This window comes from Arthrobacter sp. N199823 (assembly GCF_002929705.1).
Taxonomy (GTDB): domain Bacteria; phylum Actinomycetota; class Actinomycetes; order Actinomycetales; family Micrococcaceae; genus Specibacter.
The window spans coordinates 588,940-604,169 of the sequence record NZ_PJIN01000003.1 but is presented as its reverse complement, the minus strand read 5'-3'; the positions used below and the strand labels follow the sequence as shown (position 1 = coordinate 604,169).

The following is a 15,230-nucleotide window of genomic DNA, read 5'->3' as shown; positions in this document are numbered from 1 at the left end:
GGGTGGACCGACTGCGCGCGTCCGGCCACATTTCAACCCTAAAGGTGAAACATGCCCCTTCCAGCATTACTGCCGGTGTGTCGCCACCCAAGCCGTAAAAACTGTCATTTCTTACGTTGCGGGACGCACGGAGTCTCACCAGCCATGCTCTGCGTGCTAGCTACGTTGAAATGTGCGAATCGTGACTGACGGAATCATCGAGCCAGCCAGCGGGCCAGAATCCCTTCAGGGACTTCCTCGGCCGTCAGCGCGAAACTGCGGTGATCTGCCCACCGACCATTGATGTGCAGGTACCGCGGACGCAATCCTTCGTCACGAAAGCCCAGCTTCTCCACAACCCGGAGGCTTGCAACGTTTTCCGGGCGAATGTTAATTTCCATCCGATGCAGCCCCAACGCCTGAAAACAGTGGTCGGTCGCCATGGCAACTGCCGTCGGCACAATGCCCCGGCCGGCCCGGTCCTGGTCCACCCAGTAACCTAAGGTTGCCGACATGGCCGATCCCCAGACAATCGAGGAAACAGTCAGCTGCCCAACAATGGCCGGTTTGGACAACCCCGGGACCCGCTCGGTGATGATGAACGGCAACGCCGCAGCGTCCTTGGCTTGCTGGTTCAGGACGCGAACCATCCCCGCATAGGTGGGGAGTTGGCTCGGGCCCGCGGGGCTGCTAGCTTCCCAGGGTTCCAGCCACGCCGCATTGCGTGTGCGGACCCGCGTCCACTCCCCCTGATCGCGAATCTTGATGGGGCGCAGGATCAAATCGCCGGATTCCAACGTTACTGGCCAGATGGCCCGTCCCCACACGAATTTAGGCCTGAAGGTCGGCTGTGAACTCGCCCAGCCACTCGCGCAGATCCGCACCCAGCTCTTCGTTCTCGCAACCCAGGGTAACGACAGCCTTGAGGTAGCTGAGCTTGTCTCCGGTGTCGTAACGGCGTCCGGAGAATACAACACCGTAGACGCCGCCGCCTTCACCCTCCATGGTGGCCAAGGTCTGCAGCGCATCCGTCAACTGAATTTCGTCTCCTCGCCCCGGAGCGGTGTTCTCCAGAACCTCGAAGACGGCCGGGTGCAGGACGTAGCGGCCAATAACTGCCAAGTTCGACGGCGCATCCTCCACTGCGGGCTTCTCCACCAAGTGGTTGACCCGAACATAGTCTTCGCCTTCGATGACAGTCATGTCAGCGCAACCGTAGGAAGAAATCTTGTCCTTGGGCACCTCGATCAGGGCCACCACAGAACCGCCGGTGCGTTCCTGAACCTCGATCATTGTGGTCAAGAGTTCATCGCGCTCATCGATCAGGTCATCACCGAGCAGAACAGCGAACGGCTCGTTCCCCACGTGAGTCTTGGCACGCAACACTGCGTGACCTAGGCCCTTGGGGTCACCCTGACGGACGTAGTGAATCTCGCCGAGGTCGGTGGCGTGCTGCACGGCTGCGAGGCGTTCGGTATCGCCCTTTGCCTGCAGCAGGAGCTCGGTGACTGGAACACGGTCAAAGTGATCTTCCAGAGCGCGTTTGTTACGGCCCGTGATCATCAAAACATCCGTCAGTCCGGCGCTGACGGCTTCCTGAACCACGTACTGAATGGCAGGCTTATCAACAACGGGCAGCATTTCCTTGGGCATAGCCTTGGTGGCAGGCAGGAATCGGGTGCCCAATCCGGCTGCAGGAATTACCGCTTTACGTACATGCTGTGCAGAAGTCATGCCCCAAGGGTAACCGAACTCCCCCAAAAAACCTCGCTACAGTACCTTGAAGGCTGTTACCTCTTTCTGAATGGATGGGCCTCATGATCATGGACAAAGTTGCATTGCGTGCCCACATTCGTGCCCGACGCCGGGCACGCGCCACTCCCGCCTCAACGGCCAGCACGGTTGATTTAGATGGCGCCAAGTTGTCTAAGATCACACTGGAATGGCTGGCCATGTTGGACGATGGAAACCCGGGAGGTGTTGTTTGCGCCTACCTGTCAACCGGTCAGGAACCGCCCACGCGCAGCCTTCTCATCGCCTGCGCAGAGGCTGGCTACACCGTCTACGTGCCCGTTTGTGAACCCGACTTCCAGCTCAGCTGGGTCCTATGGCACCCGGATGCCGAACTCGTCAGGAGTTCTTTGGCACCAGTCATGGAGCCTCGTGGTCTCCGCCTCCCGTTTGAGTCGCTGACGGCCGCATCCGGCACAGCAGCCGGAGAGTCGGTGTCGGGGTCGACCGCTCCGGAATCGGTCGCGTCGGCTATTCGGGCCGTCATAGTTCCGGCGCTTGCTGTGGATACGGCGGGAGTGCGACTTGGCCAAGGCGGCGGCTACTACGACAGGTTCTTGCCCCGTGCCGCAAACAGTCCTCTGGCCGCCATGGTCTACGACGACGAATGTGTTCCGGCTGGTTCGCTACCGCACGACACCTTGGATATACCCGTGGGTTACGCGTTGACACCGTCGGCGTGGATTCAGCTGGGGGCCGCAAGCGAGCACAGTGAAATACAGTGAAAACCCTCTAAAAGCGCAGCTAGGGGAATTAGCGGCTGCACACGAGCCGAACATTTACCCAGGCAGCCCCTTCCGAGAGCCTGCGGGAATGTTAGCGAGCAGCTGGGCGTTTTACCCTCGATGATAGAATTCAAAGTAGGGACCATGAATTGGCAACCGTGCAGTTGTCAATGAGCAGGGTCCTGACGCATGTATCCAGGAGGAACTTCAGTGCCCATGTACGCCTACGCCTGCAAAAATTGCGGCCACGCTTTTGACATTCAGCAGTCCTTTACCGAGGATTCGCTGACAGTCTGCCCCGAATGCCGCGGCACCCTGCGCAAGAAGTTCAATTCCGTAGGCGTGGTTTTCAAGGGATCAGGTTTCTACCGCACCGATTCACGGAGCGCCTCCAGCTCCGTTCCTGCGGCTGCTACAGCCGGCTCAACATCAGGATCCAGTGCTGCCTCAGCCACTTCAGGATCATCCAGTACTGGTGATTCGAGCGCTGCTAGCTCCAGCGCCTCAAAGACTCCTGCCACTGCCAACGCGGGCAGCTAACACCGCGTCATCTGCGCTCTGTTCCCTCACAGGAACCGCAGTACCCACTGTTCTCCACATTCTGGTGACTGACCCTTTTTTCGTGGTGGCTGAATCTCTAGCGTTGATTCATGAACAGAGCATCATCCCCCACTCGTCCCCGGAATTACCCGGGACCTTCTTGGCAGTGGAACAGCGGGTCTAGTAGCTCCGCACGTCCCAACGTTCTCCACAGGTTGCTACGGACAGCCAGGCGTCGGCGGCGTTTGCTGGCAGCGCTGCTTCTCTGCTTAGCTGCCGCCGTGGCCGTTGGGCAACTCACACCGTCGAGCCCGGCCACAGATCAGATTCTGGTGGCAGTCCGTGACTTGCCAGCTGGGCACGCCCTGACCAGCAATGACGTGAGAATAGCGGCGGTTTCCCGAGGCATGATTCCGGACGGCGCCTTTACCGCGCACCAAGCAGGCAGCCTGGAACTAAGTCAAAGTCCAGGTCAGTCTCTGAGTCAGGCGTCAGAGCTGGCTCCAGGCCCCGAACAGGATCTGGGGCCGCCACAGGACTCACTACCAGAAGTTGGTGAACCAGCAACAGCGCAGTCGGCATCAGCCCAATCAGCATGGTTGGGGCGCCAACTATCCGGTCCGGTACGCCGCGGGGAAGTCCTCACTGACGCCTCATTGCTAGGCAATGAACTGCTGATCGGTTCGCTCCCGGGCACACAGGCTGTCCCCTTGCGGGTCAGCGATCCAGCCACACTCACGTTGCTGAGCCAAGGCCAGCTGGTGACAGTGGTGTTAAGCCGCTCAGAAGTCATGGATGGGCCAGTGCAAAACGAAATCCTGGCCAGCGCCGTCCCCGTCCTTTGGACACCGAAACTGGCCGAATCGAACAGCACCCTGCTGCCCGCCCAGAACGTGGAAGGGATGGTAGTGGTGGCCGCGTCGGCGCAACAAGCGCTACAGCTTGCAGGGGCCAGCACACAAGGAAAAGTCTTTTTGATTCTGGTACCGCAAGAGGGCAGCCAAACGGCTACGGGGAGCCCCGATTAAGGCCCGGTTGGGCCACACTCAGGATCGGGAAGCCTTTACGGCTGCGAAGAATTTACTGGGTTCAGGCAAATAGCACAGAGCCACTGCCAGCGCACCAAGAATCACTTGGGCAAGTGTTGTGAACCCCTCCGGGTAGCTGACACCCACCAGTTGTATGACAGTTAGAGCCACCAACACTCCCGCACCCAACCGGGCCCACGATCGGCCCTTGCGTAGATAGACGCCGAAGAGCACATAGGCACCAACTGTCACCAGCCCGGCCATGACCACTGTCAGGACACCCATGTTTTGGAGCGAGTTGAGGCTTGGCGCATTACCTGTCATGGTAGCGATCTGCTCTTCCAAGGCAGCCCTACGCTCCGCCGAGACCGAATACACCAGAGCAGAAATTGTGGCAATAACCTGCATGAGTGCTGCACCACCCAAGAGCCATGCCGCAACGGTAACAAATGACGGTGTAACAGGTCTGGGAGTCCCGGACTTATCGTCGAGGAGGGCACCCCGCCCCGGGAATTTTGGCGGAGTGGCCATGGTGGTCCTTACGTTCTTTATCCCCAATGCGGGGGTTTGTTCTCGCGCAACCATGCATCATGGCCACGGTCTGAGGTGCGGTCTCCCCAGGTGTGGTCTGCATCGTGCGGCGCAATTTTGGGCAAAAGTTCTGAGTCCGGACGAGCTTCTACAGCCTTGTTGTCCTGCTCTTTTTCTTGCTCGCCAGGCTGTCCCTCGCTAGGAGTGCCAACAGAATCTGCTTTGTCATGACCATCCGCTTGCTCGCTCACTAGCGGCGCTCCTTCTTCTAATTCTTCTGACGTTTTCTCACTCGATGCTGCTACCGGAAGGTCTTCGCCCGGCTCGGTGCTGGCATCCACTTCGACTTCCTGACGGCGGCGTGACCTCGGCGAATCAATGACAGCAGTCATGGACGTGTCCAGGGACTCCCCCAACAAGGAGCTAAAGTCCGCGTCAGCCGCAGCTGAGCCCATGCCAAGGAACAACGCAATTTGATCGGCGCAGCTTGAGGGGTCGGTGAACACTTCAATGGTCCACAGCGAAACGTAACGCCAGCCCAGCCGTTCAAGCATCTGTGGGCGCAGCCTGCTACGTTCACGCACGCTCATCTTTTGGTATTTAGCTGTGCCATCGGATTCGACCGCAACAGGTGCTGGGATTTCGTGGTCCTCACGGCCAAGCAGCTGATGGGGATCAGGTGCCGCCGCCATGTCCAACGCGCCGTCATAGTGGTGCCAAACCCGTGCTCCGCGTGCGCGCAGCCTATCCGCAAGATCGGCCACAAGTGGGTCTTCGCCGGTTTCTTTTTCGCTGTCCAACGCGCGGCTGGCGGGAGTTCCCAAAAGTGAGTTTCCTGCCATCTCACGGTTGAGGAGCTCAAAGAAATCGAGCGCTCCATAGCTCAGGCGGCTTTCATCCAGGTCTTCGGGCCTAAAGCACGTGACGATGTGGATGTGTGAGCGCGCGCGAGTCATGGCCAAGGCGAACTTGGCACGTCCGTCGGGCTCGGACAGTGGCCCAAAGCCGTGCAGGGCGCGGCCGTGCGGAGTTCGTCCGTAGCCAAGGGAGAAGATCACCCGATCCCTGACCAAGCCAGCGGCCCGGTCAACGGTGACGACGCGGAAGGACTCGGATCCGGAGGCAAAGAACTCCGACAGAAGCGGGTGGTTGGCCATCTGCAGACGGATAGCCTGAGCAACCCGGACAGCGTGACGGTCGCTGGCAGTGATGATGGCCAGCGACTCGCGAGGACGTACCCGTGCGTGTTCAAATACCAAGTCAACAACACGGTTAACCTCGGCAACTACGGATTCCACGCCACCATTATCTGTGCCGGGCAAGCCCTTGCCCTCCGGCAGGTAATCAACACTCACAGCGCGATCAAGTCCCGTAACGGCACGGCCATCCGGCAACCGTTCCAGCTGGGAATCGTAGAAGCCGCGGCTGAGCTGGCGCACCAGCTCTTCGTCAACAGCACGGTATGAGACAGTCAGCCTATGGCGCGGGAGAACCCGCGACAATGCCCCGAAAACACTTTCAAGCGCATGCTGCTCTGCATCACGCCGGCCAGGGGCGCTGACGGCTACAGTGAAACTCTTCGGGCAGGCAGTCTGCTCATCACCAAAGGCAATCACCTGATCGGCACGCGCCAGCGAAGGCAGCGCCGATTGTAGCGAGGTTGACTCGGCGTCCAGAATAACGACCGCATCAAAACGGTACCCAGCAGGAAGCGCCGAGGGCACCACCAGCGGGCTCAGCACAAACACAGGCGCCAGATTGCGCAGCAAGTCAGGAGCCTGAGTGCTCAAGGCAGCCAGGGAAACGCGGCCGTCCTTGAGGACATTGCGGAGCATTTCACCCTGGCGATCACGGCCAGCCAAGATTTGACCCCACTGCTGGGCAAGGCCCCAGCGGATGCGTCCGGGGGTGGAAGCAACATGGGTTTGATCAGCCAAGCGGAACTCAGCTTCCAAGCGGCGGAGGTTCTCGCCGTCGGACATGGCAAGGTACTCATCACCGCTGATCATGGCTTCAAGGGCGGACTGCCACCATGCTAGTTCAAGCTCGGAACTTGTCTGGGTAGCAGGGACTTCTCGCCGGGCAAGATCATCCAGCAGTTCGCCCAGGCCCTGTTCGCGCATGCCTTCAAGCAACAGTGTGCGTTCCGGCAAGGTTTCCAAGGTGTCCTGCGAGCCAACCAGCGCCTCGAGGCGGCCAACCAGTTCACCGGAATTGAAGTTCAGCAGATCGCCACCGTCAACAGTACGCTCCAGAACGGCACCCAATTTGAGCAGTTTCTCGCGCAGCTCAATGAACGTGCGGCTCAACTCGGCAAGTCCGGAAGGCACCGTGGGATGGCGCTTACTCGTGGCAGCTTCGGCCCAGAGAGCACTTTGCTCATTCACCAGAACCAGTGAAGCGTGCAGATCGGCAATGTGTACGCCCGGGCGCACTAGATCCCTGGCGTTGCGGCGGAAACGGGCCCGCTGCAGGGCTGGCATGTCCACGCCGTGTTCGCGGCGCCACGCAGTGGTGGCCGTGGCGGCAATCATTTCATCCGTGGACCAGTCAAAAATATCCGCGCTGAACTTATCCAGGCTTTCCCTGATAGCCACCAACATGTTCAGCTGGCGGCCCCATTCAGCAAAGGAGTGGCCCTGACGAATCTGGCCAAAATCAGCCACTTCACTCATCTTTTTAGCAAAGCCGGGTACCTGACCGTGCAACTGCTCAGCCAAGGAATACGCGGTTTCGGTTTCCTTGCGGGTGACCATACGGGCACCGTGCCAAGCGCTCGTGACAGCTACTTGACTGAAGGCGCCCAGTTCGGCGGCACGACGCAGTCTGGAGCTAAGTTCCTTGCGGTCGCGAATGCTATCGAGCACGCTGCGCTTGAGGCGCACCGTGGTGGCAGGAGCCGGATGGATGGATGTCAGCTCAGCCAGTGACTGCATCGCCTGGTAGGGCGAGCACCCCCAGCGATCGCGCACATTGTGCAGGCTTGCTACGTGGTCAACCAGCTGGTGACGGTGGTCAACCAAGGTCTCATGCAGACTGCCGAGCTTAGGCTCCACAGCCTTTTCATTGCGTGTGATGGAGCGGATCAGCTGCGACTTGATTTGCTGCGGTCCGGTCTGGGCGCTGAGCTGCAGCAACAGGGAGTCAAGCTCGTGTTCGTTCAGGATCTGGGCCAGCTCATTGAGCGTGCCTCGCCTTTCGCCCACAACCAAGACACTCTTGCCATCATGGACTAGCTGCGCAATGGCGTTGATGGCGGTCTGGGTTTGGCCAGTTCCGGGCGGGGTAGACACCAGCACGGACTCTCCAGCGCGAATCATGTCCAGCACGTACTGCTGCTGGGGATCGGCGTCGAGCACTAAAATCTCATCGTCCGGGAGACGTTCATCTAGTGCTGTGAATCGGGAAAAATCTGGTTCCAGCTCAACAGGCAGGACGTCGTCACCGCTATGCTGCTGCAACGTTTCGACCAATTCCGGTGCGTCGAGCAGTGCCGGATCGTTGAGGTTGTCGGCGAGAAACGCGAAGGTGGAAACCACCAAGCTGTGTTCCACGGTGGCGCCGGGAATGCTTGCCAAGAGTGAGCGGACCCGGTCCAACACCGGCGCCGGGTCAAAGCGTGCTGTGCTGTAAGCCAGCCTGCCCAAGGCAGATGCATCCAAGTGGATGGTGGTGCTGTGGGCCAGATGTTTAACCAAGGCAGGATTAATCTGAGCCTGCTCCATGAGCTGGAGTTCGTAGTCGTCTTGGCCCGGACGGACTGAAAGTGCGACGGCGGCCAACAACACGGGCGCACACACATCAGTACCGGTGCTGCCATCGGCAGGCCAGCGGGCCATCCCGGCGGCGAGGTATCCGACGTCGATCCCGCGATCGGTGCTCAGTTCAAAGATTTTTGCCCGCAATGCAGCGGCAGCCTTCTTGGCGGCGGCATAGTGTTCGGGTTCACGAATTAACGTGGAGAGGCGGGTCTTGCGGCCAGCCAGGAGCTGGGCCAGACCCGATGGGTTGGCGTGCGTGAGCGAGATACTGCCGTACTCGGTCATTGCGAAGGCAAGCGCGGTATCGGAACCAGAATATGAGTCCAATCCCGCAAGCCAGGCTTGGAGCTCCAAAGAGCTCTCCTTGGGCCCTGCAACTTCGGACACGGGTGCCTTCTTCTCTGCACTTGAGCGGAACGGTCTTGACCATACTGACATGTAATTCAGGCTATCGCTCCTAGCCCTCCATTGCCTGTTCGGCACACTGGAGAGCACCAAATTAGACCCGAAATATGCGGGTTATTGGCGCCCTCCAGCGTTACCTAGGGAATTACTCCCACTCGATGGTTCCCGGCGGCTTGGACGTAACGTCCAGAACCACGCGGTTAACACCTTCCACCTCATTGGTGATTCGGTTGGAGATCTTGGCCAGCAGGTCATACGGCAAGCGTGACCAGTCGGCCGTCATGGCGTCTTCGGAGGACACAGGGCGCAAGACGATCGGGTGACCGTAGGTGCGGCCATCGCCCATGACACCAACGCTGCGGACATCTGCCAGCAGCACAACAGGCATCTGCCATACTTCGTTGTCCAGGCCGGCTGCGGTGAGCTCGGCGCGGGCAATGGCGTCAGCCTTGCGCAACAGTTCCAGGCGTTCGCCGGTGATTTCACCGACGATGCGGATTCCCAGGCCGGGGCCGGGGAACGGCTGGCGGCCAACGATCTCGGCCGGCAGGCCCAGCTCGGCGCCAACTGCGCGGACCTCGTCCTTGAAGAGTGCCCGCAGCGGCTCAACGAGCTCAAAGCGCAGATCTTCAGGCAGGCCGCCCACGTTGTGGTGGCTCTTGATGTTTGCAGCACCTTCGCCGCCGCCGGATTCCACGACGTCGGGGTACAGGGTACCCTGGACCAGGAACTTGATCTCTTCGCCCTCGGAAGCGGCTTCGGCCATGATGGCACGCTCCGCTTCCTCGAAGGCGCGGATGAATTCGCGGCCAATGATTTTGCGCTTGGTCTCGGGGTCAGAAACTCCAGCCAAGGCGTTCAGGAAGCGGTCCTGCTCGTTGGCGACATACAGCTTGGCGCCGGTGGACGCTACAAAGTCCAGCTCCACCTGCTCTGCTTCGCCTTGACGCAACAGGCCATGGTTGACGAACACGCAGGTGAGCTGATCGCCCACTGCGCGCTGCACCAGGGCAGCCGCCACAGCCGAGTCAACGCCGCCGGAGAGGCCGCAGAGGACCCGGGCGGTGCCAACCTGGTTGCGGATGAGTTCAACTTGCTCATCCAGAATGCTGGTGGCAGTCCAGTTCTTTTCCAGCTTGGCGCCGTTGAACAGGAAGTTCTCCAACACCTTCTGGCCGAACTCGGAGTGCTTGACCTCGGGGTGCCACTGGACACCAAAGAGGCACTTCTCCTCATTGGCGAACGCGGCAACGGGTGCGCCGGCGGAGGACGCGAGCACATCGAAGCCCTCGGGGGCTTCTTGCACGCTGTCGCCGTGGCTCATCCACGTGGTCTGGTCAGCATTGGTGGAGCTGAGGATGGAGCGGCTTTCGCCCAGGATCTGAACCTGGGTGGAACCGTATTCACGCAGACCGGTCTGGGCGACGGTTCCGCCGAGGGCAGCGGCCATGGCCTGGAAGCCATAGCAAATGCCCAAAACGGGGATGCCTGCTTCAAACAGGTCCGCACCAACGTTCGGTGCTCCTTCCGCGTAGACACTGGAAGGTCCACCGGAGAGGATGATGGCAGCTGGGTTTTTAGCCAGCAACTGCGCAGTTGTATAGGTATGCGGCACGATTTCCGAGTACACATTGGCCTCACGCACGCGGCGCGCAATCAACTGAGCATACTGGGCACCGTAGTCCACAACCAGGACGGGCTTCTGGGAAGTCTGGGCCGTAGCGGGATTAGTCACGCTTCAATCTTAACCCACGGCGCGGCACGCTGGTCCCCGTGCGCTCATTTCCGTGACCAGTGCCTCAAACGCCGCACCACTTTCAGGGCTTAAAACCGTTTCGCTCCCGCACACATTGCAGAAGGGTTTGCGATTAATGGCCGGAAAGTGATGCGGCGTTTGGTGGGGCTAGTAGCGCTTGCCAGCCTTGGGATTGGCTGCAACTTCGGCCAGCACTTCCTTGTGCACCTTGGCCTCAACAAAGAACGACAGGAAGGGAATCACACCACCGAGGGCGATCAGCACCAATTTGCCGAACGGCCAGCGCATCAGCGTCCAGAGGCGGAAATCGGCAATCAGGTAGATGACATACATCCACCCGTGCACAATCAGCACCATGGTTGACAGGTTTACGCCACCGGTGACGGGCATGACACCGCCGGTAATGTTGACCAATCCGAAGCCATGCGCGGTACCGGTGGTGTCGGTACCGCCAGCCACCAAGACGCTGTTGAAGCCGTAGCGGAAGATCAGTTCAATCACGAGAAGCAGCAGCATGGTGCCGGTGGCATAGGCCAGGTACTTATAGAACCTCAAGGCCGTCATGATCTGCGCGGGAGTGCCGCCAAAACGGCGTTTGGGTGCCACCTTCGCTGCAGGCCCGGTGGGGGCTGACTCTGTGTTCATGGGCTCTGTGTTCATGGGCTCGGTCACTGCCGGGGCTCCTCATTCTGCTCTGAAGCTAAAATCGTGGCGATAGGTGATACGGAGGTAATGCCGTGGTGAATTACGACGTCGGGAGCTGCTTTTCGCTGTCCACGTCGCCATCAGGTTCAACGTCGTCGTTATCGTCGTCGTTCCCATGATCGATGTCAAAGAGTTCATCCTGCTCGCGGCGATACTCGTCGGCCACCAGCCGCCACCAAAGGAACAGCGCGAACCCGGCAAATACCACCCACTCAATGGCGTAGAAAATATTCAGCCAGTTGACCTTGTTGTTCTGGTCGGTTGCTGTGACGGTGATTGGTGTCAGCGTGCCGGCCGAGGCCGAGGCACCAACGTTTGCCCCGTCCTGAACTTCCTCGTGCGAGACGATGAAGGCCGCGTAGGTGCTGACGTTCCAGAGGTTGGTCAGTTCTGAGGTCGAGAGTGTTGAGATCTGCCCGTCCGGAAGATTTGGTGAAACTTCAGGACCTTCGGTGTTCAGCAGACGCCCTTCAATGGTGAGCGTGCCCCCTGGCGCAGCAGCTGCTTCATCAGGGGTGGCAATCCAGCCGCGGGCTACAGGAATAACCACTTCCTTCGTGGCTGCAACGCCTTCCAGCTTCGGCGCACCATCCACTACAAAGGCTGTGACGACCCAGTAGCCAACCTGCCCGTTTTCGATGCGGGACGGCACCAAAACCTGCTTGTTGGCATCGAAATGGCCGCTGGTTGTGACCAACTGGCCCTCAAGATCGCCTGTCATGAGCAGACCAGGACGCATGGTTTCCAACAGCGGTTGCACTTTTTCAGTGACCGAGGGTGGGGCCACGTCCTTCTCCAGCGAACGCGAAAGCTGCCATTGGCTCAGGAGGACAAGAACAGCGGCGACAACCAGCGCAAACAACAGCGCGGCAATCCATTTGGGCCTTAGGGCAGTTTTCAACACCCTTCAACGGTACTTCGTAACCGTGTAGAACAACGAATGCGCCTGATTGCGAGAAGGTGTGATGGGAGGGCGTGGATGGGCCCACAACTGCGAGGGGCCCCAAGTGCAGGTCGCTCGCGACCTGCACTTGGGGAGCAGTTGGGGACTAATGGTCGAAGAACACCAAGCTGGAGTTGATGAGCTCGGCAATGACCTCCGCGTCATGGGCTCGGCGCAGAGATTCACGGAAGTTTTCCTTGAACAGGGACCTGGCCAGGGTTGCCAAGACTTCCAAGTGAGCGGAGAAGGAACTGGCCGGCGTGGCAATGAGCAAGATCACGGTGGCGGGCCCGTCGACGGCACCAAAATCCAGGCTGTGGCCGAACTTGGTGATACCCACGGCGATGGAGATTTGCTGGACAAATTCACTTCTGGCGTGCGGGATGCCGATCCCGCCCGGGAGGCCCGTGGCCATCTGATGCTCGCGGGCATTGACGTCCTCGAGGAATCCGGCCAGATCCGAAATTCGACCCTGTTCAAAGAGTTTTGTCGCCAATTGGGCTGCGGCGTCTTCTTTAGTCTCCGCCGCCATTTCCAAAATGACCAGCCCGGAGTTGGTCAATTCTGTTTCATAGCGTTCCAACGAACCCGGTGTCATCAGTACCTTTCAAAGGCTGGTGGTGTGAGTAGAACTTCTGATCAGTCTATGCGCAGACCCTTGGCGAAGGGGAGTGAATAGCCCGTGACGAGAGGCATGCCACTGAGGCCACCATGTAGCGGAAGCAAAGGAGGAGAGAAGAGACAAAAATGCCCCGATCCAGTGGATCGGGGCATTTTCAGGGACAACAGCTGAGAGTCATCGGGGGTTGACGATGACGTCGATCCGCTGGAATTCCTTCAAATCGGAGTAGCCGGTGGTGGCCATTGAGCGGCGCAGGGCGCCGATGAGGTTGGAGCTGCCGTCGGCGCGGTGGGCGGGGCCGTACAGCACTTCCTCCAGCGTTCCCACAGTGTCCATTTTCACGCGGTGCCCACGCGGCAGTTCCTGGTGGTGTGCCTCGGCACCCCAGTGCCAACCCTGCCCGGGGGCCTCGGCTGCGCGGGAAAGTGCTGCGCCGAGCATGACAGCGTCGGCACCCATGGCAATGGCCTTGACGATGTCGCCGCTGGAGCCCATTCCGCCGTCGGCAATGACATGCACGTAACGTCCGCCGGACTCATCCATGTAGTCGCGGCGTGCAGCTGCGACGTCGGAGATGGCGCTGGCCATGGGTGAGCGGATGCCTAATGCGCGGCTGGTGGTGGTGGAGGCGCCTCCGCCGAAGCCGACCAAGACGCCTGCTGCGCCGGTGCGCATGAGGTGCAGTGCGGAGGTGTACCCGGCTGCACCGCCCACAATAACGGGAACGTCGAGTTCGTAAATGAACTGCTTGAGGTTCAACGGTTCGGTGGACTTGGAGACGTGTTCGGCCGAGACGGTGGTGCCACGGATGACGAAGATGTCAACGCCGGCGGCAATCACCGTCTTGTAGAACTCCTGGGTACGTCCCGGGGTCAAGGATCCGGCGACAGTCACGCCAGCGGCGCGAATCTCGGCCAGGCGGGCCGTGATCAGCTCAGCCTGAATGGGTGCGTTGTAGAGCTCCTGCAGGCGGCTGGTGGTCCCGGGGTCAACGACCGAGCCCTCCAGTGCGGCAATCTCATCCAGAACTGGCTGCGGGTCCTCGTAGCGAGTCCAGAGACCCTCAAGGTCCAGCACACCGAGTCCGCCGAGCTTGCCCAGCGCAATGGCAGTCTCCGGGGACATGACGGAATCCATCGGAGCGCCAATGACGGGCACCTCAAACTGGTAAGCGTCGATCTGCCACTTCACCGACACATCCTGAGGATCACGGGTGCGCCTAGCGGGCACAATCGAAATCTCATCCAACGAATATGCGCGGCGCCCGCGCTTTCCACGGCCAATCTCAATCTCATAAGTCACGCCCCTAGCCTATCGCAGGCGGGGCCAGAGGCATTAAATGACGCCGGCAGCCGATTCCAGCGTCCCGGCGGCAGCGTTTTCCAACACGGCAATAGCCTCTACCTGCGCGGCCATCGCGGCGAAGTCCGGGTCCCCCGACGCAGCTACCAAGGCCACGAGCGCGTCCCAATGTGCCCCCAGTGAGGCATATTGTGCGGCGGCTTCTTGCAGACTGCCACGTTCGACACCGGACACCCCCTCAGCGATTTCCGCCACCTCACGCAGGAATTGCGCATACAACGGACGCAAGGCACCGGGTCCACTGAACCGCCGTCCGGCCAGCAACCCATGCAACATGCCCATACCCACCGACGCACGTTTCGGGTCACGAAAAATCCTGAGCCAGCCGTGCTTTGAGGTGCCGTCACTTAGCCGCTGCGCCCACGTGGACATGCCCAGAATGCCAAAGTTTTTGGCGTAACCCGCTGGCACCCCATGCGGCGCCTGTTCCGAGAGTAGTTCTTGCGCCGTCTGCGCCATCGCCTGGCGGATCACCTCAACCGTCAGCGCCTCGCCCACCAGTTCCTCCGACAAGGCGCGGCTGCCCACCACAACGTGGGCCTGCCAGTGCTTATCCGCCTTGCGAGTGCTGCGCGCCTGCGCCAGCGCGGCGGAACTGATCCGTTCGAGTCTCCCGCCGCCGTCGTCCATCAGGTAGTCCTCACCGTCACGGCCCACCACGGCCATGTCCACGGATTCCATGTCGGCCAGCGGGTCTTGTGCCACCCAGGGCAGTTTGCCGCGGACAACGCGCACGACGGCGGGAATTCCCGTTTCCAGCGCCGCATCGAGCCGGCTTTGGGCCAGGGAGGCGCTTCCCGTCTGCTGGATGTTGACGGCGGCACCGCTTCGACGCAGCAGATTTTCCGTGTACGGGCCGGGGTGGAAGCGCGTCACGGCCGATGCCGTGGTGATGTCCTTGTACTCAAAGGTGAAAATCATGAAACCAATACCGCCCGCCAACCCGGCCAGCATCGCCTCAGTGAACGCGGTGTCGGTGAGCGGGTTGCGCACCCCGGATGCGGCCAGGACGCGGGTCCAGAGCCCGGAATCCCAATGCGAATATTCGGTGGTGTGGTCATAGGGGGAAAGCATGCGTTGAT

At 60.3% G+C, this 15,230-nt stretch carries 13 protein-coding genes; 3 read left to right on the top strand and 10 right to left on the bottom strand.

Translation table 11 applies throughout. The annotated features are described in order from the left end of the window. Positions 1 to 194 precede the first annotated feature (194 nt). Together CXQ93_RS09990 and galU are read right to left on the bottom strand one after the other, a co-directional pair. A complete protein-coding gene (locus tag CXQ93_RS09990; protein ID WP_104110238.1) occupies positions 195 to 806 on the bottom strand; it encodes a GNAT family N-acetyltransferase in 612 nt (203 codons plus the stop codon). 4 nt (positions 807 to 810) lie between these two features. Beyond that, a complete protein-coding gene (galU, locus tag CXQ93_RS09985; protein ID WP_104110237.1) occupies positions 811 to 1,713 on the bottom strand; it encodes a UTP--glucose-1-phosphate uridylyltransferase GalU in 903 nt (300 codons plus the stop codon). An 83-nt stretch (positions 1,714 to 1,796) separates the two neighbouring features. On the opposite strand from galU, the gene CXQ93_RS09980 reads away from it, so the two are divergent. From CXQ93_RS09980 to CXQ93_RS09970, 3 genes are all read left to right on the top strand, one after another. Beyond that, positions 1,797 to 2,495 carry a 5-formyltetrahydrofolate cyclo-ligase gene (locus CXQ93_RS09980; protein ID WP_181036106.1) on the top strand — a complete coding sequence of 233 codons (699 nt, stop codon included), beginning with the start codon at positions 1,797 to 1,799 and terminating at the stop codon, positions 2,493 to 2,495. Between the two features lie 210 nt (positions 2,496 to 2,705). Further along, complete coding sequence (locus tag CXQ93_RS09975; RefSeq protein ID WP_104110328.1) at positions 2,706 to 3,035, top strand: FmdB family zinc ribbon protein; 330 nt, start codon at positions 2,706 to 2,708, stop codon at positions 3,033 to 3,035. Between the two features lie 281 nt (positions 3,036 to 3,316). Further along, positions 3,317 to 4,063, top strand: a complete 747-nt coding sequence (locus tag CXQ93_RS09970) for an SAF domain-containing protein (RefSeq protein WP_181036105.1) — start codon at positions 3,317 to 3,319, stop codon at positions 4,061 to 4,063. 18 nt (positions 4,064 to 4,081) lie between these two features. Here the strand turns inward: CXQ93_RS09970 and CXQ93_RS09965 are convergent, their stop codons facing one another. From CXQ93_RS09965 to CXQ93_RS09930, 8 genes are all read right to left on the bottom strand, one after another. Beyond that, positions 4,082 to 4,594, bottom strand: coding sequence for a hypothetical protein (locus CXQ93_RS09965; RefSeq protein ID WP_104110234.1), 513 nt, complete (start codon positions 4,592 to 4,594; stop codon positions 4,082 to 4,084). A gap of 17 nt (positions 4,595 to 4,611) precedes the next feature. Further along, positions 4,612 to 8,793 (bottom strand): DUF4011 domain-containing protein, encoded by a 4,182-nt coding sequence (locus tag CXQ93_RS09960; protein WP_104110233.1) that lies wholly within the window; start codon positions 8,791 to 8,793, stop codon positions 4,612 to 4,614. A gap of 112 nt (positions 8,794 to 8,905) precedes the next feature. Then, positions 8,906 to 10,495: a glutamine-hydrolyzing GMP synthase gene (guaA, locus tag CXQ93_RS09955; protein WP_104110232.1), complete on the bottom strand. Its 1,590-nt coding sequence runs from the start codon at positions 10,493 to 10,495 to the stop codon at positions 8,906 to 8,908. A gap of 168 nt (positions 10,496 to 10,663) precedes the next feature. Beyond that, a complete protein-coding gene (locus tag CXQ93_RS09950) occupies positions 10,664 to 11,161 on the bottom strand; it encodes a DUF3817 domain-containing protein (protein WP_258068783.1) in 498 nt (165 codons plus the stop codon). A 100-nt stretch (positions 11,162 to 11,261) separates the two neighbouring features. Further along, a complete protein-coding gene (locus CXQ93_RS09945) occupies positions 11,262 to 12,125 on the bottom strand; it encodes an SURF1 family protein (protein ID WP_104110231.1) in 864 nt (287 codons plus the stop codon). A 145-nt stretch (positions 12,126 to 12,270) separates the two neighbouring features. Further along, the gene (locus CXQ93_RS09940) at positions 12,271 to 12,762 is read right to left on the bottom strand and encodes a PTS sugar transporter subunit IIA (protein WP_104110230.1); all 492 of its coding nucleotides are present in this window, start codon (positions 12,760 to 12,762) and stop codon (positions 12,271 to 12,273) included. Between the two features lie 198 nt (positions 12,763 to 12,960). Continuing rightward, positions 12,961 to 14,088 (bottom strand): GuaB3 family IMP dehydrogenase-related protein, encoded by a 1,128-nt coding sequence (locus tag CXQ93_RS09935; protein ID WP_104110229.1) that lies wholly within the window; start codon positions 14,086 to 14,088, stop codon positions 12,961 to 12,963. 33 nt (positions 14,089 to 14,121) lie between these two features. Further along, entirely contained in the window at positions 14,122 to 15,222 is a 1,101-nt protein-coding gene (locus CXQ93_RS09930) for a BtrH N-terminal domain-containing protein (protein WP_104110228.1), read from the bottom strand. Between the last annotated feature and the right edge of the window lie 8 nt (positions 15,223 to 15,230).